This is a genomic window from Leptospira tipperaryensis, from assembly GCF_001729245.1.
GTDB classification, from domain to species: domain Bacteria; phylum Spirochaetota; class Leptospiria; order Leptospirales; family Leptospiraceae; genus Leptospira; species Leptospira tipperaryensis.
In genome coordinates, this window is record NZ_CP015217.1 from 696,959 (window position 1) to 720,128 (window position 23,170).

Genomic DNA, 23,170 nt, shown 5'->3' on the forward strand with positions numbered 1-23,170 from the left:
AAGATGCTCCGACAATTAAGAGGATGATGGAGACAGGGATTCAAACTCTAAGAAGTCCTCGATTTCTTTGCCCTGAATGTGGGACCGCGTCCCGATTGCCGGAAGGAGTTCCGACGGGTTCCGTTTTCCGACTGACCTGCTATCAATGCGGCCATAAGGCTTTGGTGAGAATGGAACTTTCTCCTCCGCCCTTGCCTCCTCGAGAATCTGTCGTTTCTACTCCGAAAGTCAATCCTCCGAGGACGTCCGAACTTCCCCGAAGAGAAGAGCCTCTTCGAAATGCGGGAACTCCCTCGATTTCCACTCCACAAAAAGATCCCGAACCCGCCGGTCCGGGATTCTTAGAAAGAATTTCGAGCGCCCTTGCCCAGACGCAAGCCCTGGTGAATGCAAAGTTGCGGGAACTCCAGCAAAAATTCCAGGAATCACGAAAAGGCCCGACTCCCGATCCCCTCTTTTCCGAGGAAAGGCCGCTTCTACGTCGGGAAAAGATTTCTTTCGAAGAAAAACCATTCTTCTCCGTCCGTCGAGAGATCGAAGAGAACGGCCAAGCCCGGATTAAAACCCTGGCAGAAAGACTTCGGGACCAAATGTCCTCTCACCGACTCCGACTTCCAAATTTTGTTCTTCTTTCCGCCGGAGTTGTCATTTCACTTCTTCTCGTCGGAATGATCGTTTTTTGGGTGGGCGTGATCACTCGAGAATCCGAACTGCAACAGATGATTTCTCTTTTTTACAACCACCAGCCTTCCGTGATCTACGATCGGGACGGAAAGAAGGTCTCCGAAATTTTTGCAAAAAAGACCAGTAATTTAGAATGGGACGCGTATCCCGAGAATCTCAAGAAGATCGTTCTTCTCGTCGAAGACAGAAGATTTTTTTCTCATAGCGGAATCAATTATCTTTCGATCGCGAGAGCGATCTTGGTAAACATCACTAGCTTTCGTTTCAAACAAGGAGCTTCCACGATCACACAACAGCTCGCGAGAATTCTTCTCGACGATCGGGAAAAAAGTCTGATTCGAAAAATCAAAGAAGCGCAACTCGCTTTCGCTCTCGAATATACGTATGAGAAAAAGCAAATATTCTTATATTATTTAAACAACGTATATCTCGGACACGGGGCCTTCGGTTTTTCGAGCGCCGCAGAATTTTATTTTAAGAAGAATCCGAACGAACTTACGACCGAAGAGATGATCGTTCTCGCATCTTTGGCTTCCGCACCGAATCGATATTCCCCTCTGAAAAATCCGGATCTTTCCAGACAAAGGGTCAACGCGATCATCCACTCCTTTCGAGAAGATGAAATTCTAAAAGAGAATCCAAAAACAAAGTTGGACGAACTCTATCTTTCGTTTCACATGCGTTCTCCCGGAGAAACCGTCTTTGGAAATCGAAGGGATCATTCTCCTTACGTCACGGAACACGTTCGTAAATTTCTAAATTCTCTCTATCCAGATTCCAATATCTACGAGACCGGCGGATTTTCTATTTATACTACGATAGCCGAACCCGTTCAAGCCGAACTTCAGAAAATCGTAAAGTCTTATGTGGACAACGTTCAAAAGAACGGACTTGTTCGTAAGACAAAACTCACGGACAATAAGAATTCCAGTGAAACCGCGGTTTTTCGGAAATACGTTCAGGATCTTTCTCCGGCGCTCGAACTTTTTATGGACACGGATTCTTTTTCGGGAGCCAACGAGTCCGGGCTTCAGGTCGCGTTAGTCGCCGTTGACCCTTCCACCGGAGAAATTCTTTTGATGCACGGCGGCTCCGAGTTCAAGGCGGATAACCAGTTGGACAGAACCACGGGGATGAAACGTCAGACAGGATCTTCTATCAAGCCGATTCTTTATTCCGCTGCGATTGAAAACGAACTTGTCAACGCGTCCTCTCGAATTTTGGACGCGCCTCTTATCTATAGAAATCAAACCGGAAACTGGATGCCGGAGAATATCGGAAATCAATACGACGGAGATATCAGCGTTAGACAGGCTTTAGCCAAATCCAAAAATACGGCCGCGGTTCAGATCGCGGAGAAACTCGGGATTTCGAGAATACAAGAATTCTTCCAGAAATTTTTCTTTCCGGATTCTAAAATGCTTCAGTCCAGATTCAGAGGGGATCTTTCTCTCGCGTTAGGTTCTTTGGAAATTTCGCCTCTCGAAATGGCGTCCGCTTATTCCGCGTTTGCAAACGACGGTTCGATCAAACGTCCTTATCTGATCCAAAAAATAACGGATCGTTCCGGTAAGATTATTTTCGAAAGAAAGGCGACTGACGAGTTCGGTTTAAAAGTTCCCGAAGAAAGAAAGGTTTTGTCCTCTCAAGTTGCGGAGATCATGATCGATCTTCTGCACGGAAGCGCCAACTCGGCGGGTGTAAGAAACACGGGATACAAAGGAGAGGTTGCGGGAAAAACGGGAACTACAAACGACAACCGAGACAACTGGTTCGTCGGAGTCAAACCAGGACTTTCGATGGCGATTTGGCTCGGATACGATGATCCCAGTTTCGGGCTCGGTTCTTCTGCGTTAGGCGGAACGGTGGCGGCTCCACTTTGGGGTGCGGTTGCGAAAGTTTTCGAATCGGCGGAAGACTCAGAAGAATTAAAACGAAGATATCCAGTAACAGAACACGCGATCACGGCCACGGTCTGCGAAGAATCCGGAAAACTTCCGGGGCCGTCCTGCAAACACGCCAAAAAAGAATTATTTAAGAATGGAACCGTACCTTCCGAAATTTGCCCACTCAATCACGGAAGCGACGCTAAACGGGAAGTTCTCAGAAATGTATTCTAAACGTTTTGTCTATATTCTCTTTTTCTTAAGTTTTGTTTTGAGTTTAGAATCGGTCTCTTACGAAGACGCATACGCGATGGAAAAAGAAGACCCTCTTTTTTCGATTCCTCTTTATGAGGAATTACTTAGAACTTCCCAGAAATCGGATATTCGTAAGACCGCTTCCTCCAGACTCTTCTTTCTATATGAGAAATATCGCAAATACATTCCGGCGATCTTGATCATGAGTCGTTCCGGGAAGATCACTGATAAAAAGGGAAAGTATCCTTCCATCGTCACGGAACTCGCGAACGGTTTAAACGTGAGTCCTTCCGCGCTCGTTTCGGTGATTTCAGGGTGTAGTCGGCCGATTCCCGATCCCGATTCTTTTTTGCAAGAGCTGGCTCCCAAAGAAAATTTTCCCGAAACCGTAGCGGAAGAATCTCTCGAAACACAGACGACTCCGGTTACTCCCGAACTTCCTTTTTTATTCAAGGTCCTTTCAAAAAAGGAAAACGTTCCTCTCTATAAGGCTTGTTATGCGGTGAAAATTAAAACGGGAGATTACGACGGCTGGGAAAAAATTCACGCCTTCGGAGAGATGAGAAATCTTTTAAGTCCTGAAACTTCTCTCGCTCTGAGAATCAGTTATACTCTTCATTCCGATCGCGGAAGCGCTTACAAAAGAATCTACGCAGGCGGTAAGTTAAAATCGTTAAGCGAAGACGGTAAATCGGATCTTTTGTATCTCTACGGAAAGTTTTTGCGAAATATAGGAAAGTTGGATTCTTCCGCGCGTTATTTTTGGATGAGCGCTTCCTATGGAAACAAGGATCGAGGAAAGATCGAAACCGCTAAAACACTTCTCGCTTCCGGAAGAAAACAAGAGGCGTGTGCTCAAGTCGCAAAAGGATTTTCTGCGGGAGACGAATCCGAGGAACTCTTAAATAGAATCTGTTTTAAAAACTTCGACGACGGTCATCCGGGACAAGAACTTCTGAAGGCCATTCGAATTTTGAATTCGGATGCCCCCGATCCGGTTTACGGTTATCTTCTCGGAAAAGGTATTTCGCAAAAGACGGACGATGCAGAGCCGGAAGAATCTTCCGAAAATTCTTCGCGTTATGCGGAACTTCTGGACGATAAACTTTTTAGCGGCGATAAAAATCCGACTCCGTTCTGGGATTATAGAAAAGCAGAAACAACTTTCTTTTTGTCCGCAACTCCCGCGTTTCTCTGCAAGCAGGGACGTTCTTCCTTATTTAAGAAAAACCTTATACAGCCTCAGAACTGTGTTCCTTTTCAAGGAGCTTCCTCGGAGGCAATTTTAGGGAGTGCTCTTTTTACAACGGACCAGGACGAATGGAGTCTCGTATTCGCAAATTCCGCATACAACACAATTCCCGGACGTCTTGGTTTTCGCAGTGAGGCTTTGGAAGAATCTCTTCAAGTTACAAACATCGTCTATCGTAAGGCCCTGAATCGTTTTTTTGCGGAAGGATATTCCAATGACGGAAAGTATCGTTTTTATTCCATCGATTGGAAAAATGCTCAGGTAAATATTTCTGAGGGCAATTGAAGATTGATGTTTATTGTTAGTTTTTGTTTTTTCTACTGATTGCTCAAGCTTTCTTGATTGATGCTGTCTCAAAGATTCAAGACAATTGTTGAACTTTTGTATCGCACTCGCGCTTCTTGATATATTCTAAATATTGAATATAGTTCTATAAAATGAACCGCTCTATTGCTTGAAGATGTATTTGGAGTTAGAAATCAGATCGGATCAATGATTTCCAGAGGAAGGAAGTGTTTTCGCACGACGCAGACCGAACTCAGTATATTGCCTTTCTATCGATCCCAAAAGAATTTGCTCTACTCAAATGAACTCAGCAGAATCTCCCCTAAGGGAAGATTCTATCTTCCGGATTCGTCTCTAAATATTAGATTTTTGTGAAATAGGTGAGAAACAATGGTGGGAGAACTCAGCGCAACGCTCTCTATGGATCGCGTTGCAGGGAAGGATTCGCCGTTACGCAGTCTCGCATCGTGCTCGACTTGGCTCCACGGCGTCTTTTTCGCGCACTCATCCATCCATGGATTCGTGTCGTGTTTTTTCGCTTCTTACGGAAGCTCAAAACACTCTCGCTCAAAAGCTTCGAATTGGACTCAGCAGAATCTCCCCTAAGGGAAGATTCTATCTTCCGGATTCGTCTCTAAATATTAGATTTTTGTGAAATAGGTGAGAAACAATGGTGGGCAGGGAAGGATTCGAACCTTCGAAGACATAGTCAGCAGATTTACAGTCTGCCCTCGTTGGCCACTTGAGTACCTACCCGAAGAGAAATTAGCTGCCTATAGGAATCGAACCCACAACCGTCTGATTACAAATCAGATGCTCTACCAATTGAGCTAAGGCAGCAATTTTACTATGAAAGCCAGTATTTCGGGTTGTTTTCCTTGGTCAAATAAAAAATCCAAGATGGGTCTTCTCTCGAAAACTGATTTTGGAACGACCGGAGGCGGGTCGTAATTTAGATTATTTCGTGCTTTCTCTGGAGATGGATCGGAAAAAGTGTTTCGAAAGTCCGAACTCTACCGAAAATGGAATGAGATGATTTTAACCCTTATCAATGTTGGAATGGCGATTTCCCTCCTTAGTTTTTACGTGGGTTATTACTTTCGTTTTAGAAAGAATCTCCTCCATCGCATTTTTAATCTGATTGGAACCGCTCTGAATTTAATCACCGCTCTTGGACTTTTGTATGTGAAGTATCTGGGTGGAGGTTTGGAGAATGCGGGAATCGTTCCCACAGCGGATCGCTGGATCATCGATACACATCGGGCTTTTGCAGCTTTGACCTTGGTTTTGATGCTTCTTATGGCCTGGTCCGGTATAATGCGAAAAAAAGAATTTCACAGAAAACTACACTATATTTTCCTTCCTCTATACACCGTGATTTTCCTTTCCGGCCTGGTTTTGTTTCGCTCCACGAACTGACCTTCTTTCGGCACCTCTTCCAGAGGTTGGAAATCTTTATCGCAATCACATAGGAAAAATATGAACGAAATCAATGAACTCAAGAATTTCGCAAACGAACTCAGAAAGAGCGTGATCCGTATGGTGACCGCCGCAAATTCCGGTCACCCGGGCGGACCTTTGGGTCTTGCCGATATCTATGCCGTTCTATATAAGAAAATTCTAAATCACAAACCGACCAATCCGGAATGGGAAGAAAGAGACAGATTGATTCTTTCCAACGGTCACGTTTGTGCGATTCGTTACGCTGCGATGGCTCATTCCGGCTACTTCCCTGTGGACGAACTTCTTACTTTTCGCAAGTTGAACAGCAAACTCCAAGGACATCCTTCCACACGTTATATGAAAGGGATCGAAAGTTCTTCCGGTTCTCTCGGACAAGGCCTTTCGGTTTCCGTTGGTCTTGCGCTTGGGGCAAGATTGAAAAAACAAAATCATAAGATCTACACTTGTATTTCCGACGGGGAATGTGGAGAGGGAATGACTTGGGAAGCGGCTCAGTCCGGTGCGCACTATAAATTAGACAACTTGATTGCTTTTATGGATAAGAACGGAATTCAGATCGACGGATTTACAAAAGACGTCATGAATCTCGAACCTCTCAGCGAGAAATTTCTTGCCTTCGGTTGGAACGTTTTAGAAGCGGATGGTCACAACATCGAGCAAATCATAGAAGCTTTTGAAAAAGCAAAACTTCACAAAGGTTCTCCAACAATCATTTTGTTCAATACCGTTCTTGGAAAAGGTGTTTCTTTTATGGAAAACAATCCAGGTTGGCACGGAACTCCTCCGAAACCGGAAGAAGAGAAGAAAGCTCTCGAAGAACTATCGGCTCTTTCCGTTTGAATTTTATAGCTCCCCAAAATTTGGGGAGCGTTTGCTTTTTTTCATTTCTTTTCAAATCGTCTTTTCAATTTTTTAGCTCTTTCCTTAACCGACCGTAAGACATAGTAATTTATCATTCGCATTTCATTTTTTCCACAAACAAATTTCATTCTGAATTGACTCATTTTGTTTTTTGGAAAATGATCTAGTTTATGCCCTCATCCGATTCTTACTTTGATTCTCTTTCCTTTCCTCCTGAGAAGTTAGAAGAAAAATTCTATCAGTTGGAATTTGCCGGAGCGGAAGATAAGATTCAGGTTATGCGCGAGATTGCCGAAATGGTTCCTTGGCAATATAGAATCAGCGACTTCGTAGACGAGTTCAAAGATCCCACGTTGAGAGTTTTTGCTCGTTCTATTTCTTCGATCGTTCATCTGGAACGTATCAATTCACGTTATGTGCTTCTTGCAGGCAAGGGACATATAAACGACTACTCGGATTTGGAAGAAGCGGTCTTTCTTCTTTCGAGCGTTGGTGATCCCGACGCATCGTATCACGAATTTAAAATTTATCTCGATCAGTTGGCGCTCCGAGTGGAAGAACTCTGCGACCTCAATCCGGAATACGTTTCCGAAGAACTCAAGGTTCATTTCTTGACAAGGGTTCTTTCTTCCGAGGAAAACTTTCAGGGGAATAACGATCAATACGACGATCCGAATAATTCTTTCGTAACTCGAATCGTGCGCACTCGAAAGGGAATTCCGATCTCCTTGTCGGCCATTTATCTCCTCGTGGGTCAAAGGCTTTCTCTTCCTCTTTACGGTGTGAATATGCCCTTACATTTTCTTTTGCACTTTGATTCTACCGATTACGAAACCTTTATCGATCCCTTTCACGGCGGGGTTCTTCTGGATAAATCCACTTGTATCCGTTTTTTGGAAGCGAACAGTTTTACTCCGAGCGAAAGATATTTCACTCGCGCGAGTACTCTTTCCATTATCAAAAGAATGTATCGAAATCTGATTCATATCTACCGTAAGGAACAGTATCGGGATATGGAAGATATTCTCGCTCGTCAGCTCCTGATTCTTGAAAACAAACTGAAAGCCTAAGTTCCTACAAAGAGTTCTGCTTGAGCCTGTACAGATATTTTGAATACTGGCCCCACGGGAAGAGGTAGTGAAAGTATCGGTACTGAAAGATTCTTTAGTTCGGAAGTTTGATAAAAAACTGGAAGCGATCATTCGCGAGGACCTCAAAATTCTCGCCGAGATCAAAACCTATACTATCCGATCCGGTGGAAAGCGGATTCGTCCGATCTTGCATTACTGCCTTTGTCAACTCCTCGGTTATTCCGGCAAATACTGGCTGGATGTAGGAGCCATCGCCGAACTCATCCATTCCGCGAGTTTGCTTCACGACGACGTCGTGGACGAAGCTGAAACCAGACGCGGTCTTCAGAGCGTGGGTTCTAAATTCGGAAATAAAACCGCGATTCTCGCCGGGGACTACCTCTTGGCCTGTGGAATCGACCATCTCAACAGCCTGGGTTATCCGGAACTGATGGATCTTTTTACCCAGGTCATCAAAGACCTTTCCGTTTCGGAACTCATTCAGATGGAATGGGAAAAGAATCCAAAAATAACATTAGAAATCTATAATAGAGTGGTTTACGGAAAAACCGCGTCCCTTTTCGGAGCCGTCACTTCGGCCGCCGGAATTCTTTCCGAAAAACAGGACAAAGAAAAGAAAAAGTTGAGACAATTCGGAATCGATCTTGGTTCCTTTTTTCAGAAGAAGGACGACGCGATCGATTACTTTTCTCCCGCGAGCAAGAGTGGAAAGGTTCCTCTGAAAGATTTTTACAACGGTCTTTATACGTATCCGATTCTTCTTCTCTTGGACAAGGCGGATAAGAACGATAAGAAGCTGATTCATTCTCTCTTTGCAAAATCCGAACGTTCTCAAGGAGACGGTGTTGTGATTCTCAGTTTGCTTTCCCGTTATCAAATTCGGGAACAGATGGACGCGGAGTTTCAAAACATAGCGAATAACTTGATGAAATTCTTAAATGGATTTCCGGATTCCGGAATTCGTAATCTTTTAAAAGACCAAATTCTCAAACTCTTAGAAGAATAGATTTGCATTTCCTTTCAAAGAAACGTTTACTGTTTCTCCGACGGTAGCGAAGCGTTCGATTCCGGTTTTGTTTCCCTTGTCTAAAATAGATTCAAAACCATGCGGATTGATGTAGGAACTCCCACTCAAGAAAGCTTTGTGCTTGCAAAATTATAATTTTATGATAGAGAAAAGTCTCCGGAGAGTTTCCGCCACCCACCCCTCCACCCAAGATCAGGGTGGGGCGCGCGACTTTCACGGAGGATTGTCGTAGTTCCGACGGATTCATCTCGAGATTCAAGTTGTTCTGAATCAGGAGATCGGTCGATCAAGGAAGGATTTGAGTTCAGGGTAAAACTTCGGAAATCCATATTCCGAAAGTGAATCGAGCGCTTTTCTTTCGCAGTGAAACGGCGACTTTTGCAACGCATGAGCAAAATTGAATACGGTTAAAATGAGAGGAGAAAGTAGAATGACGCCAAAAATTTATCCACAGATCGATCCGAACCTGGATTTGGTTTTCGAAAGAATCGTAGACGTTCCTCGTGAATTAGTCTGGGCAGCGTGGACAAAACCGGAACACGTCGTAAAATGGTTCACACCGGCGCCTTGGAAAACTATCGATTGCGAAATTGATCTGCGTCCGGGGGGAATCTTTCGGACAACCATGCAATCACCCGAAGGAGTGGACTTTCCGAATTTGGGTTGTTATCTGGAAGTGATCGAAAACGAAAAACTTTCTTGGACCGACGCGCTTCAGCCGGGCTTTCGCCCTTCACCGGATCCGACGAATCCGTTCGGATTTTTTACCGGGATCCTAACTTTGGAGATTCACGGAAAGGGAACAAAATACGTAGCGACGGCAATTCACGGAAACGAAATCAATCGTAAAAAACACGAAGAGATGGGTTTTCACGAAGGTTGGGGCAAAGCTCTCGATCAACTCGTGGAGCATGCAAAAACAATGAAACTCTAATATTAGAAAATTCCGATGTAACAATCGGAGTTTTATTTCTTATTGAGTGGTGGTGCTTCCGCTTGGAATCACGTTCGGAGCGCTGCAAGAAATGTTTCCAGTAATCGTCACCGCGGTTCCCGATGCAGACGCAGTCGAAACGCAGGTCTGATTGTCCTGGGTAAAACATTGTTGTGTGGTTGTAATCGAAGTACAGTTTACGTTATCGGACGTATAACACTGATTGAGAATACCCGTGGTTGTAGAGCTTGCGAGCAATTTTCCAGTAAGAGAAATTTCGATATCCATGTATTGAAGTGTCTGTTGTTGAGCCGCGCCACTGGTGCCCGGATATACCGGGATTCCGGAAGCTCCCCATTCTACCTTACCTACGTTACCGGTAACGGTTCTTGCAAAAGCGCCGCCTGAATAACTAAAACCCTGTTGCGGATCCACGGATCCTTGATACTGGGAAGAATCGAATTGAAACCGAAGAACCAAAGATTCTCCCGTAGTCTTCATGATCAACTGACTCGTGATCGTATAACGTGTGCTTGTCGAACCGGAAGTAGTGGTCGTACTTCCCGAAGTAGTTCCTGTGGTTCCGGTAGAAGTTGTTCCGGGAACGGCGACGCCGCAGGAGGAAATCTTATCGGAGTCGACTTCTCCATTGATAAAAATGATATCCCCGTTCGTCGCTAAAACCTTCAGATCCACGTTGTTCTGATCCTTGTGCTGACAATCGAGAAAGAACACGGAACTAAGAATGGATATAAAAAGAATGGTATAAGAACGTTTCATAGAATGCCTTTAATTCATGCTGATTGAAAAGCGAAAGAAGGTCAAGAATGAAATTGAACTTCGCTTTCTGGTTTCGACCCTGCATTTAGAAGATCGTTCCTTTGCACCCCGATTCTGAAACAAAAATTGAAAGAATGGTTTGACAGGCTCGGAAAATGGTATGAACTCCCGGCGCATGGAAAAAAGCTCTCAGGCCGCAGAACATAAACCCGGACTCTTGGAGCGCTGGGGAATTCGCGTTTTACAAAATCTCGCGCAAAGAGACAAAAGATCTCCGGGAAATTGGACGCGTCAGGAGTTTGGAATCGGCTCCAGAAAAATCATCGGCTGGACCGTTTTTTGGTCCTTACAAACCGGATTTTGGACCACCTTCTTTATCATCCTTGTCGAAAAGATATTTCCGGATTCTCCGGAACTTTGGTCTCCCGTATTTTTGGAAAAATGGTTTTGGACGGGACTCGCTCTTTTGTTGGGAACCGTTTTAGAATTTTATCTTCTCTATCGAATCGGTCTTTCTTCCGTCTACAAGATGACCCGTCTCGCAGGGCTTGACTTAGAAGAAGATCCCGATTTGATCACCGGAGTCAGCAACCTTCTTTCCAGATTGGCTCTTGAAATTCCGGATCCAGATCTAAGACTTCTGGGAATCGATCCTTATCGCCTTACGAACAAACAAAGTCTTTTTATTACGACCTTGCTCTACAAAGCAAAAGTCTTCTTGTCGAATTTGGTCGCGAAAATTGTGATTCGAAAAATTCTCGCAAGAAACTCTTTTCGAGTCTACGCGGACTTTGTCGCGGCGCCAATCACCGCGATTTGGGACGCAATCGTACTTTATATTATTCTAAAGGAGTTGCGGACTCGACTTCTCACTCGAATCTTATCCAAAGAACTCGTGGAAGATATTCTTTCGAGAGAGAATGCGCTCAGCCGGGAGGCGAAGATTGCCTGTATGACCGCGATCGGGAACTCCGTAGTTTTTACGCAGAGATTTCATCCGAATTTAGAATACATTCTTATCAAACTTCACAAAGCCTTTCAGATCGAAAATTATCACTTTCGATTGGATGAATGGGAGTCTCTGGAGAAACTTTTAAAGAATCTGAATGAAGAAGAAAAAGAACTCTGCCTAAAAATATTGAGCGTAACTTGTTGTTTTGATGGTAAAATTTCCTTCTTTGAAAGAAAACATCTCCCACTCGTCTTTGGCGAAAAATCAAAGGAAAGATTGGAATGGGTAGAATCTCTCGCGAATTCGATTGGGCGCGGGGACTTGGAGGAGGCGAGAGAACTGTCTAAGATAAATTTTTCGGTTCCTCGATAGGATCATAAAATGCAGGCCGTAGTTCAGTGGTTTGAATCTATTTTTCAATCGATTCCTCTTCCTTTGTTGGAGGTTTGGGGAAATTTCGGTTATTTCTTCGGCTTGATTCTTATGGTTTCCGCCTTCGGTGGTTTTACGTTTAAACCCGGAGGAAAATTCGGATTTGGGAGAGAAAGACAGGCTTGGGATACGCAGGCCTTCCTAAGTATTCCTCTTACCTTTGTTCTCATTTTTATCACGGGATATCTCGGCTCTTTTGTAGTTTTGGTTCCGGGAGCTCAAACGTTCGAGTCTCTCAAGGACCTTTCGGTTTTTCTTTGTATCGTTTTGTTCGGTTATCCCGCGTTGATCGCGGTTCCATTCGCATACGGTCTTTCCGATTTGATAGAGGGAGTTCCTCCCAATTTTTTACTCGATTGGTTGCTCGGATACTTTATCAATCCTGCATGTTTCTGGGTCGCTTATCAATTGATAGGAAGGGATCCCGACTTTCGAAAAATCAAAGTCTGGTTCTATTATCTTTTCTTTGTATTCATTTTTATGGCCGTCGAACCTCTGCTCTGGGGTTATATCTGTGCAAATCAATTCACGCCGGGGATCTCTTATAGAAATATAACGCCGGCTTTGCTTTTTACGACGTCGATCACTTGGATTCTCGCACCGTTTGCGATGCTCGTTGCGCTTCCTCTCGCAAAAAAATACGGAATGTTTTGGATTCAAATTCCGTGTCACGTAAGAGAATTCGTCTTCGATCGAAAAGAATGGCTCTGGAACGAAGTTAAAAATCCGTACGAAGAAGAAACTCCGATTCTTGGTTTACCGATTCGGATGTTTATGGTGACTCCGTTTATCTTTCTCGTGATGGCTATGGTCGGAATGACCGCGTATCTCAATCTAAAAAGTTCCGAGAGCGCCGCGGATAAACTTGCCGGGCAATTGCATCAGGAAATTTCAGAAAACATCAATCTTCAATTGGATCGGTATCTTGAGAATTCTCGCAAACAAGAGGAATATTTTCGTTTAAAGGGGATTCTTCCTCTTCTAAAATCGATGAGCATAGCGGAACACGGTCGTGCGATCATCATCGATCGTTCCGGAACTCTGATCGGTTCTTCCAAATACGAAAATGCCGGTGATTGGAAACAAGGCGTCGAAGGGGATCTCGTTTTTGTAAACGCGCTTCAAACTCTACGAAAAAATCTGGGAGATCTCAATACGCTTAAATCTCCTGTTCAATTTAGTTTTGACGTAATCACCGCAAAACCTTTGTCTCTTGAGACTTGGCTTACGCAAGCCACTCCATACGAAGACAATCACGGAGATAAGAATTGGATCGTGATCACTGCGATTCCCGCCGCGTATTATCTGGAAGGAGTTCGTATCGGAAGTAGTCAGTCGGCGATGGTGTTTGCGATCGCTCTTACTCTATCTTTGTTGATTGGTGCGTTTCTCGCGGGAATCGTCACCGCCCCGATCCAAAAAATTCTGAACGCGAGTCGTGCGATGGCACACGGAGATTTTGAACAAAGGGTTCCGAGCAGTCGTCTGGAAGAATTGGGAACTCTTTCTCATTCTTTCAATTATATGGCCGAACAACTTCAAGAATCCTTTCAAAGAACGAAGTCGAGTGAAGAGAGGTTTCGAGATCTTGTGGACAGAACTCCCGGGATCGTTTGGGAAGCCGACGCCACGAATTTTAATTTTACTTTTGTGAGTCAGCAGGTTGTGAGCATGCTCGGTTATTCCGTGGACGAATGGAAAGAACCGGGCTTTTGGGCGAATCATCTTTATCCCGACGACCGAAGTTGGGCCGTCGATTTTTGTATCGCTTGCACGGGAAGAATGAAGGCTCACGACTTTGAATATCGTTTTTTGAGAAAGGACGGTAGCGTGGTTTGGCTTCGGGATCTCGTAAAAGTAATCGTTTTCGACAATAAACCGCAGTGGTTGCGGGGAGTGATGGTCGACGTAACCGAACTCAAACAGATCGAAGAAAATCTTCGTGAAAGAAATCAGTTTATAGAATCGATCCTGGATATTACTCCGGATATATTATATATTTATGATATACTGGAAAAAAAGAACGTATATAGCAACAACGGAATCGAAATCGTTCTCGGATATTCGGTGGAAGAATTACAGTCGATGGGAGACAAGCTCGTTAGCGGTTTGATGCATCCCGACGACTACGAAACTTACGTAAGGGAAGTGCTTCCTCGTTACGAGAAGGCGAGCGATAAGGATTTGATAGAACATCAGTATCGAATGAGGCACATCGATGGAAACTGGAGATGGTTGATTTCCAGAGAATTGATTTATAAAAGAAATCCGAACGGTTCCCCCGAACAAATTTTCGGAATTATCTACGACATTACGAAAAGTAAAGAAGCGGAAGAGACGATCCTGGATCTCAACGCAAACTTGGAAAAAAAGATCGACCTTCGAACGGAAGAACTTCGCAAATCGAATTCAGATTTAGTGGAAGCCGTTCGAAATCTGGAAAAGATCATGAAGGAACTCCAAGGAGCTCAGGATCAATTGCTTCTTTCCGAAAAGTTAGCCGCCATCGGTCAGCTCGCCGCGGGAATGACTCACGAACTCAACACACCTTTGGGTGCGATCGTATCTTCGAACCGGGCGATCTTGGAAATTCTTCAAAACGAAATCGGAGAAATTCCAAATTTGATTTTTAATTTTAGCGAAAAAGAAGTTCAGGATTTTAAAATTCTTTTGGCGGAAAGTCTACAGGACGCTTCTCAATCGGAGATCATTCCGAATCGAAGTTTAAAAAAAGAACTCATCCAATTTTTCAAAAACGCCGGAATTCCAGATTATGAAAACGTAGCGAGCGCAGTCTTGGATTCGGGCGTTTACAGATTGGGAGAGAAACTTCCCGATCTTTTAAAGACGGAAAAGAGAATGGAAATTTTAACCGCGGTTTCCTCTTTTTCTACAATCGTAAGATTGAGCAACGTGATATCCATTGCCAGCGGAAAGGCTTCTCACGTTGTGGAGGCCTTGAAGAATTATTTGAACCCCGGAATCAACGAACAAGAGAGTGAAATCGTTCCCGTAGATATAAAGTCTGAAATTGAAATCATTCTTACTTTATATCATACAAAAATAAAATACGGCGTTGAAATCGTTAAGGACTATCGGACCGGAGAACTTTGTCTCGGAGACGGAAATAAACTCAATCAAGTTTGGATTAATCTCTTGAATAATGGTTTGCAGTCCATGAATTATCAGGGGAAGATTGAAATCTGTATTGAAAAACAGGATTCATGGATTATAACTTCTTTTATCGATTCGGGAAGCGGAATTCCGGATTCAATAAAAGACAAAATTTTCGAACCTTTTTTTACAACAAAGAAACAGGGGGAGGGAATCGGCCTCGGACTGGATATTTGTAAAAAGATTATAGAGAAGCTGGGCGGAAAGATAGAGTTTGAAAGTGTTCCTGGAAGAACAAAGTTCAGCGTGTGGTTAAAATCCGCAAGCTCGGTATAACGGAGATACCTAAAAGATACTATGGAAAATAACGCTATTCTCTGCGTGGACGACGAGCCGATCATCTTGATCGCACTGAAACAGGAATTAAAAAAACAATTCGGGAACGAGTTTCAATATGAAACCGCGATCAATGCGCAAGAAGCCCTTGAAGTTGTGGATGAGTTGGTAGGAAACGGGATCAATGTAATTCTTATTCTCTCCGATTGGAGAATGCCCGGTATCAAGGGAGATGAATTCTTAATATTAGTTCATCAAAAATATCCTCATATACGTTCTATATTGATCACAGGTCACGTCGACGAAGCCGCGGCGGAAAGAGTGATGAGAGAAGCGGGGACTTATGCCGTTCTTCCCAAACCCTGGGATTCGAAACAATTGCTGGACGCGGTCAAGGTTTGTTGCGGTAAGAATTAGATTGATTTCGAAAATCTGATGCGCCTGGAAGCGATTGAAATTTCAATTGCCCGTCTGCGTATAACGAAAGACCTTGTAATCAAAGGGATTGCTCCTTTTGGGAGAGTTTAATGAAAATTCACCGATATGATTCTATACCGGATGTGAAGGAAATCGGCGATGGAATCTTCAAAACGGAAATCCCTCAGCCGTTCTATTCACCTAACAACATTTATATTCTTCCTGATGGAGAACCCACTATCATCGACTCGGGTTATATCGAAAACCTGGGACTTTTACAGAAGGCTCTAAAGAAGATCGGTCTTTCTTTGAGTAAGATCAAACATATCATCTATACTCACAATCATCTGGATCACATGAGCGCTGCCTTGACTCTTCGTTATTATACGGACGCTAAGTTATACGCGATGGCGGGAATGGCCGCCGGCATCGACAACTACGTTGAATTCGTTCAAGTATTTCAGAGAGCGATGAGAAGATTGGTCTACAAAGGTCATCACGATAATTCCATTCGAGCTCAAGAACTCAAAAGAGTCGATACCGGAATTTTTGAATTTCAAGACGCTCTGAACAATTCGGAAAGAGTCGATCCTTATTTGAACTTCGACGTGGAACTCGTGGAAGGGGACGTGATCGTGGCGGGAGGAAGAGAGATCGGAATTCTTTATACGCCGGGTCACAATCGTTGGCATCTTACTCCTTACATTCTCGGAGAAAAAATCTATTTCACCGGCGATCTTGTGTTACAAAATATTTCTTCCATCTATGCGGAGATTGACGGAAACCTCTACGACTATCATCAATCCTTAGATCGTCTTTCTAAACTTCCGATTCGGAGACTTCTTCCCGCGCACGGACCGGAGCCGGAAGATCCGCAGAGAGCGATCAAACTTCTTTCCAAAACTCTCAACCTCTTGGAAAGAGGGGTTGTTCGCCGACTGAAAGAGAATGATCAGGATCTTTCCACTTTGGTTTTGGAGGCGATGGGAGAAAAGGTCGCGAATAGCGGATACTATAACACCGCTTTGGCGATCATGCATTCTTTGATTCGAAAGCTTATCGATCAGGGGCAGGTTCGTATTATGGAAATAGATCCTCCTTATGAAAAGTATCACTGGATCGGCGGCGAGTAAGAATTTTGTGTTCATTCTAAGATCAGATTACTTTTTCGATCGCGAGACTTCTCAAATATAAATAGAATAAAAAGTAGATCACAACTACGAATTCTAAGATAGAAACGGGAATCCAAATTCGTCTCTGATGATTTGGATTCCTTTGAAGATAAACTCTACTCAAATAGCCGCTTACAATAATTACAAAAGGCAACGTCGCGTTGTATATTGGTGCAACGGACAGAATCGCATATATGCCCGCGGCTTGACTGAGACTCAAATCGAATAAACCGAATTCTATACCCAGCGCTTCGATGACCATTATGGCCGGAAGCAAGGGGAACATTCCGATCGTAAAAACACTGATAAGCAGCGAGAAAAAGGCGATTAAATAGTAGACGCTCAAAGCAGAACCTCATAAGAAAAACATTCCATTTTTCTAAAATTGAATCAGAAACTGTAGAATGGTTTCTAACTTATAAGGTAGGCGAGGCCCTAAGAAAGAAGTCTCCGGCTTTGTTAAAATCTGAGATCTCCCGGTTCTCTAACGATCTCTCCGTAAAACGGAGTCTCTCTGATTTTTAAATTGTAACCTTTGATGAACAAGATTTCAAGGTTAACTGTGTCTTCTCGGTTATAACTTTCTAAAATTCTCAACGCTTCCGTATCGTCGTAATCTACGTATTGTCTCCAGAGTTTTACCGCGTCCGCGCCGTTGATCGCGGCTTCTTCCGGTCGACGGATCCCCAAGGCTTTTTCACAACCTTTGAGTCCGCCTTTGATACCGAGGGATCTTAAGAAAAACATAATATCAATGTGATTGTTTCGAAAACGAACGTTAAACTCTCTTTCCAAAAAAGGAACGTCGAAAGCGATTCCGTTGTATGTGACAAAAACCCGATCCGGACTTACGTTGTCTAAAAAAAAATCCAGATTGAATCCGCGGGTGTAGGCCTTGTATTCGGCTCCGTCATAGGTTCCGATCATCGTAGTTCTGTCTTCGCTCGTTAGGCCGGTCGTTTCGATATCCAGATAGAGTAGCTTTTGACGAATGACCGGGAACAATCTCCAGTGATGTTTTGCCGAAAGAACATGGAAGAAGTAAAAAAAATTCTCCCGTTCCAATTCTTTTTTAGAAAATTCTAATGCGTCTAAGATGAGATTTTTAATCGGAACGGATTCGGTTTTTAAAAAATCCTTTAAGTCTTTCCAGTTTAGAATGCCTTTTTCCCAGAGACTTTTTTCTTCCACCGAATCGATACCCGGCAAATGACAGAACGTATGTTCGAGCATTCAAATTTTCCTTCCGCTTCGGAATTCAAAAAATAGACAAAGTAGAATGATAAGGGCACATCCGATCGATAAAAAAGAAGTTCCGATTTTTGTATAAATGGTCGCTCTCGAAGGATTGAGTTGAATTGCAAACGTGCGAATCGCGGTTTCGTGAAAGCCAACGGGAGTAATCAGAGAAATTCCTCTCGAATCCCAAACGTCTGTGATTCCTGAAACGGTTGAACGAATCATCGGAAGTCCGGTTTCTATCGCGCGGAGGCGAACGGTTCCGGAATGTTGATTCGCTTCCAATTCGGAATCGAACCAAGAATCGTTGGTGAGATTGATCAAAAGATCGGGACGTTCTTCCGAATGAAAGTAATCGAGGACCAGATCCGTAAACATCGCCTCGTAACACAACAAGGGAAGAATCGAATAAGAATATTCTAATTTTTTAATCTTCTCCGATTGTGTTTTCGGGGACGCGAACTCGGTTCTTATCGTTTCCGGGACGCTGAGTTCCTCCAGATCGTGTCTTTGAGGAGGTGAAACCTGGACTCGGTTTTTTGTAATGGTTCCGGAAAGAAGTTTGGGAGAATTTCCGGGAACGTAACGAGAAGTTTCCCGAAAAATGTTCCGCAAAAACGGGAATCGAGATTCGAAAGGAAGATATTCTCCAAAAGCCAAAAGCCTTCTTTTATTATAACGCTCGGTGATTCCGTCCAGATTTTTGAACAAGCTGATCTGATTTCTCAGTTGACCGTCTTCCATATTCAACTCGTTAAAAAGGACGTCGGCGCCGGTATGTTTGGAAAGATAGAGGACGACTCCCTCCATCGTGGAAGAATAGATGTGTTCGTTCTTATTTTCATCGGAATGAATCGTTCCGTGAAAAGGGATCGCCGATTCCGGAAGAATGATAAGCGAAGGAGGACTTTCCGCCGCCATACTACCTTGAAGCGAAAGAGAAAGAATTTTACTCATCGTGCCTGCGAGAAAGATTTCGTCTGCTTGAAGATTTTTTGTTCCCGGAGACGTATTCGGCTGAATCATTACGACCGAAAGAATTTTTGTATCCCCTTCGACTATCGAATCGGAAACAAATCCGATTTTATACAAACCGTAAGAATAAATAGAGAAGATCAGACCACACGACAAAAGGGCGATTTTAAATTCTTTCGATTTTCGATCTTTAAATTGAACGATCAAAAAAACTAAAACGGAAGAGATGAAAAGCAAAAGAAAGCTTAATCCGTAAACTCCGAGGATGGAAGCAAATTGTTCGAATACGATCGAACCGGAAACTAGATTTCCCCAATACCAAGGAAATATCTGATACGTGATCTGGTCGGCGATCGTTCCGGCGGCGGGAAACAAAAGTAAAACGGACGGTTTGGAAGAATTTTGAATATTCGAAAAACGAAATATGAAATAAAAAGGGATAAATTTGATATGCGAAATCAATCCATAAAACAAAAAGAAAAGGAAAGAAACAACCGGACCCGTACCGGAAATTCTGGAAACCGCGCCCGGAATCCAAAAAAACGTAGTAAAGTTTAGAATCTGAGAAAGTAGTAAGAGCCAGAGAAGAGCGCGGAGCGGAGATTCTCGATTGAGAGAAAAAAACAAGAAGAGCGCGGAGACGGAGGCTATAATTCCCGCGCTGAGAAAAGAAAATGGAGAAAGTCCTAAAAGAACGCCGAATCCGACTCCAAAACAAAGAAGGAGCCGGTAACGAATAGAATCTAAGGGAATGAATCGATAAAACATCAATTTTGATTTTTCTTTAGTTCCTCTTCATACTTAAGTCTTCTTGAATATTCTTCAGCTTCTTCCTTTCCAAGGTTTTTGACGCGAATTTCCATGAGAGCTTTTTCTCTCGCGTCACCTTTTACGTTCGAATTTTTCTGAAGCCAATCCGATTCTTCCGTATGAGTTTGTTTTTCCTTCTTTTCTCTATCTTCGATTTCTTTATAAACGGCGTCCATACGATCGGCTCCGTCTTTTCCAAAATACTTTTCACGGATGGCTCTCGTTTTGCCGTTTCGATCCGAAAGATTCATCTTTTCCAATTCTTTATCCCGCAAAAACATTTCAGTTTCATAGGTATTGTATTTCGGCTCTCGAGTCTTTACGGTATTATAATATTGGCCGTAGACATTTTTTCGGTAATCTTCGTATCGTTCCATTCTTCTGTCGCCGCTAAGAGAATCCGTCTCTTTTAAAAATGCGCTCAAAGAATCCTGATACGTTTCTTCGGCTTCTTCCAAACCGAAGATCAACTTAGCGTCGTTATCCGAAAAGATTTGTCTTCTTTTCTTTTTGACGAGTTCGTATTTTTCCGCGCGACTGAGTTTGTCCGGAAGTTCGAATTCTCTCATCGTAGTTTCGTATCTCAGATAACCCGAAAAAAGTTTCATCAGATAATCAGCGTCCTTACCGGAGTAATGATCCGCAATGAAGGCGCGGATGATTTCGTTACACTGTTCGTAGGCGGTGTTTTCGGGGCATTGTCTTCTGAGGGCCCAGAGTTCGGAGACGAGGTTGACTTCCCCGGTTGCGGCGTACTGCATGAGTTCATCGAAGGTCAGCCATTTGCCGTTCTCGTCAAAAATTCTTCTGGAAGTATCTACTACGGCTTGGTTCAGGACCCATTCTCCCGATTCCGATCTTTGAAGAGTAAACTCTGTCTCCGAATCTGCGGAGCGGTTGTTCGAGCCGGAGCCGCCGTTAAAAAAAACGAACCAAATCAATGCGATGAGAATCACAGAGATCAATGCGATGACTGCTGGGAATGTAATTCTTTCCTGGAGAGATTTCATGGACCTGTGATTCTGAAAGAATTCTTTCTCAAGGCAAACCTTTTTTGTTTTTTCTGAAAAAGAGGGTTCGGATGAAATGACAAAGTGGTGAAACAGAAAAGACCGATTCTCTATTACCCGGAAGGGACCACGGGCGCGAAGGAGATTTTTTCCCACTTAGAAAGATTCGACATTCGCTCCTACACGTCCGATCAAATCTCTCGACTGGACGGGGAAGAACCGGAGATACTCATAGCCAATACAAGGCTGAAAGTAAACAAGGACGCGGTTCAAAAATATCAGACGGTAAGAATTTTTGCGACGGTAAGTTCAGGCACCGACCACGTAGATTTTGCGGCTCTCAAAGAAACCGGAAGAATTTTTTTGAACGCCCCCGGTTGTAATGCGACTTCGGTTGCAGAATATTGTTTCGCCGGTCTGAGAAGTCGATTTTCCGAAGAAGAACTCGGAAGTCTTAAGGTAGGAATGATCGGTCACGGTCATACAGGAAAAGAATTTTATAAAATTCTAAAGTCGCGCAAGATCGAATCCGTTTTTTACGATCCGTTTTACAAAGCGGAATCGTCACCTCTGAAGGAAGTTTTGAATTCCGATATCGTAAGTTATCACGTTCCTCTGACAAAAGAAGGTTTGGAACCGACTTTTCGGATGATCACAAATACGATCGTCGATTCTTTCAAAACAAAAACCGTTTTTATCAATACGAGCCGCGGAGAAATTTTTACTCCGGAGGCATTTTTGAAATTGCTGGAAAGAGAAGATATATTCAAAATTTGTGATGTATTTGATCCGGAACCTCCAACCGAAGAATTCGGAGCCGTTTTATCGAAAGCAAAAAATTCCATCTTTACTCCTCATATCGCGGGTTACAGCCAGATCGGAAGAATGAGCGGAACACATCGTGTCGCGGAAAAGTTGTCGATTCTTTACGAGGACAAGCCCTTACCTCCGCTCGAATTCTTTTTAGAAACGAAAGGGGAATTTAAAACGGAAACCTTTCTTTTGGAAGAGGATCGTCTTTTAAAGGAATCTTGGAAGAATGGTGATTCGAGTTATTTTGAAAGAAGACGAAATTCTTATCCCGTCCGATTGGACTGGGGTCTTGTGTAAAAAATTTTCCTCTTGGCGATGAAATCGATTTTTCAAAGCGGATTTGTCCGTGATTCTACGGATTGGCGGACTTAAAGTCCGTTTCAAGACAAATTTTACGGTGATACTTTGTCGGAACAAGTTTGATTTTTCATTTGATTTTTACGTTAGGCAAAACGGAACCGAAGTTTTTTCGAAAGGAATGGATCTAAACGTTTCCCCAGTCGATAAACTGTTGTCCTTTTGATTGTTGGCAGTTTGGACAAAAGAAAGAATCATAACCTAAGACGTTTGCCCTTCGAATCGTAGTTCCACAAACGGGGCAGGGTTCGTTTTTACGATTTCTGACTTTAACGTGGTCGCGAACTTTCACTTCTAAAGGCGCGTTTTTCTTTCGAATATAATCGATCGAAGTGAAAAGAACTTCTTTGATACTTTTGTAGAGTAGGGATTTATCTTCCGGTGCGAGTTGATTGCAGGGAGTTTTCGGATGAATTTTTGCAGCGAAAAGGACTTCGTCCGCATAAGCATTTCCTAATGCACTCAGTTTGGTCTGATCCATCAAAAAGACTCTGGTCTGTTTTCGACTTTTGTCCATCAGCTTTAGAAAGAGTGATTCCGTAAATTCTTCGGAGAGAAGATCGACTCCTTGCTCTTTGTATTTTGGAATTTGTCCCAATTCTTCCGGCTTCAAAAAATAGACCTTTCCCATTCTCGTGTCGTCCATATAATTCAGGACGGGACCGTCCGTATTAAACCGAATACAAAGATCCTTTCGTTTGTATTTTGGATCCAGGGAAAATCGACCGGATAACATCGGATGAATGACTATATTCATTTTTTCGAATGCGAAGTTGAGAAAGGGTCCGTGTCTTTCTATTTTTTGGAAAACGGCACCCTTGAATGCGGTTTCCAAGGCTCCGCCGGTAAGATCGCGGACTACGATCGGATCGACGACCTCGATGGATTCGATTTTTCGATCGATCAACTCGGGAATGAGTCTTTCTTGAATGATGACTAGATCCGGGAGTTCGGGCATACGGGCGATTGGATTCTATTTTTTTACTTTCGTCAAGAAGTTGTCCGTGTTTGAATACGCGAATTT

Annotated in this window: 18 protein-coding genes and 2 tRNA genes; 12 read left to right on the top strand and 8 right to left on the bottom strand. The window is 43.4% G+C overall.

The genetic code is table 11. The features are described 5' to 3' along the window. The first annotated feature begins 26 nt into the window (after nucleotides 1–26). Together A0128_RS03410 and A0128_RS03415 are read left to right on the top strand one after the other, a co-directional pair. Nucleotides 27–2,804 carry a transglycosylase domain-containing protein gene (locus A0128_RS03410; protein ID WP_069609082.1) on the top strand — a complete coding sequence of 926 codons (2,778 nt, stop codon included), beginning with the start codon at nucleotides 27–29 and terminating at the stop codon, nucleotides 2,802–2,804. Next, nucleotides 2,794–4,362 carry a hypothetical protein gene (locus tag A0128_RS03415; RefSeq protein ID WP_069606240.1) on the top strand — a complete coding sequence of 523 codons (1,569 nt, stop codon included), beginning with the start codon at nucleotides 2,794–2,796 and terminating at the stop codon, nucleotides 4,360–4,362. The genes A0128_RS03410 and A0128_RS03415 overlap by 11 nt, the downstream gene beginning before the upstream one ends. Before the next feature lie 671 nt (nucleotides 4,363–5,033). Here A0128_RS03415 and A0128_RS03420 read toward each other — a convergent pair. Next, a tRNA-Tyr gene (locus tag A0128_RS03420) sits at nucleotides 5,034–5,118 on the bottom strand. Nucleotides 5,119–5,129: 11 nt separating this feature from the next. Next, nucleotides 5,130–5,202, bottom strand: a tRNA-Thr gene (locus A0128_RS03425). Between the two features lie 192 nt (nucleotides 5,203–5,394). Here A0128_RS03425 and A0128_RS03430 point away from each other — a divergent pair. From A0128_RS03430 to A0128_RS03450, 5 genes are all read left to right on the top strand, one after another. Further along, nucleotides 5,395–5,781, top strand: a complete 387-nt coding sequence (locus A0128_RS03430) for a hypothetical protein (protein WP_069606241.1) — start codon at nucleotides 5,395–5,397, stop codon at nucleotides 5,779–5,781. Nucleotides 5,782–5,841: 60 nt separating this feature from the next. Further along, on the top strand, nucleotides 5,842–6,666 hold the full coding sequence (locus tag A0128_RS03435; protein ID WP_069606242.1) for a transketolase: 825 nt from the start codon (nucleotides 5,842–5,844) through the stop codon (nucleotides 6,664–6,666). A gap of 191 nt (nucleotides 6,667–6,857) precedes the next feature. Then, nucleotides 6,858–7,757 (top strand): transglutaminase-like domain-containing protein, encoded by a 900-nt coding sequence (locus A0128_RS03440; RefSeq protein ID WP_069606243.1) that lies wholly within the window; start codon nucleotides 6,858–6,860, stop codon nucleotides 7,755–7,757. A 67-nt stretch (nucleotides 7,758–7,824) separates the two neighbouring features. Then, nucleotides 7,825–8,784 (top strand): polyprenyl synthetase family protein, encoded by a 960-nt coding sequence (locus A0128_RS03445; RefSeq protein ID WP_069606244.1) that lies wholly within the window; start codon nucleotides 7,825–7,827, stop codon nucleotides 8,782–8,784. Between the two features lie 451 nt (nucleotides 8,785–9,235). Further along, nucleotides 9,236–9,739 (top strand): SRPBCC family protein, encoded by a 504-nt coding sequence (locus A0128_RS03450; protein ID WP_069606245.1) that lies wholly within the window; start codon nucleotides 9,236–9,238, stop codon nucleotides 9,737–9,739. Nucleotides 9,740–9,778: 39 nt separating this feature from the next. Here A0128_RS03450 and A0128_RS03455 read toward each other — a convergent pair whose 3' ends face one another. After that, nucleotides 9,779–10,519, bottom strand: a complete 741-nt coding sequence (locus tag A0128_RS03455; RefSeq protein ID WP_069606246.1) for an LIC10920 family plasminogen-binding lipoprotein — start codon at nucleotides 10,517–10,519, stop codon at nucleotides 9,779–9,781. Nucleotides 10,520–10,679: 160 nt separating this feature from the next. On the opposite strand from A0128_RS03455, the gene A0128_RS03460 reads away from it, so the two are divergent. From A0128_RS03460 to A0128_RS03475, 4 genes are all read left to right on the top strand, one after another. After that, nucleotides 10,680–11,843, top strand: a complete 1,164-nt coding sequence (locus tag A0128_RS03460; protein ID WP_069606247.1) for an LBF_2804 family protein — start codon at nucleotides 10,680–10,682, stop codon at nucleotides 11,841–11,843. Between the two features lie 9 nt (nucleotides 11,844–11,852). Next, a complete protein-coding gene (locus tag A0128_RS03465; protein WP_069606248.1) occupies nucleotides 11,853–15,353 on the top strand; it encodes a PAS domain-containing protein in 3,501 nt (1,166 codons plus the stop codon). Between the two features lie 21 nt (nucleotides 15,354–15,374). Continuing rightward, nucleotides 15,375–15,770 (top strand): response regulator, encoded by a 396-nt coding sequence (locus tag A0128_RS03470; protein WP_069606249.1) that lies wholly within the window; start codon nucleotides 15,375–15,377, stop codon nucleotides 15,768–15,770. Between the two features lie 110 nt (nucleotides 15,771–15,880). Further along, complete coding sequence (locus A0128_RS03475) at nucleotides 15,881–16,903, top strand: MBL fold metallo-hydrolase (protein ID WP_069606250.1); 1,023 nt, start codon at nucleotides 15,881–15,883, stop codon at nucleotides 16,901–16,903. A 22-nt stretch (nucleotides 16,904–16,925) separates the two neighbouring features. On the opposite strand, the gene A0128_RS03480 is transcribed toward A0128_RS03475, so the two are convergent. The 4 genes from A0128_RS03480 to A0128_RS03495 all read right to left on the bottom strand — a co-directional run bounded on the left by A0128_RS03480 (nucleotide 16,926) and on the right by A0128_RS03495 (nucleotide 20,976). Then, entirely contained in the window at nucleotides 16,926–17,219 is a 294-nt protein-coding gene (locus A0128_RS03480) for a hypothetical protein (protein ID WP_156781761.1), read from the bottom strand. Between the two features lie 182 nt (nucleotides 17,220–17,401). Further along, nucleotides 17,402–18,175, bottom strand: a complete 774-nt coding sequence (locus tag A0128_RS03485; RefSeq protein ID WP_069606252.1) for a ribonuclease H-like domain-containing protein — start codon at nucleotides 18,173–18,175, stop codon at nucleotides 17,402–17,404. Beyond that, complete coding sequence (locus tag A0128_RS03490; RefSeq protein WP_069606253.1) at nucleotides 18,176–19,924, bottom strand: apolipoprotein N-acyltransferase; 1,749 nt, start codon at nucleotides 19,922–19,924, stop codon at nucleotides 18,176–18,178. Then, entirely contained in the window at nucleotides 19,924–20,976 is a 1,053-nt protein-coding gene (locus A0128_RS03495) for a lipase secretion chaperone (protein ID WP_069606254.1), read from the bottom strand. Before A0128_RS03495 ends, A0128_RS03490 begins: the two co-directional genes overlap by 1 nt. 87 nt (nucleotides 20,977–21,063) lie before the next feature. Between A0128_RS03495 and A0128_RS03500 the strand changes: the two genes are divergently transcribed. Further along, nucleotides 21,064–22,086, top strand: coding sequence for an NAD(P)-dependent oxidoreductase (locus tag A0128_RS03500; RefSeq protein ID WP_069609083.1), 1,023 nt, complete (start codon nucleotides 21,064–21,066; stop codon nucleotides 22,084–22,086). A gap of 187 nt (nucleotides 22,087–22,273) precedes the next feature. Here A0128_RS03500 and A0128_RS03505 read toward each other — a convergent pair whose 3' ends face one another. Further along, a complete protein-coding gene (locus A0128_RS03505) occupies nucleotides 22,274–23,104 on the bottom strand; it encodes an Fpg/Nei family DNA glycosylase (RefSeq protein WP_069606255.1) in 831 nt (276 codons plus the stop codon). Nucleotides 23,105–23,170 lie beyond the last annotated feature (66 nt).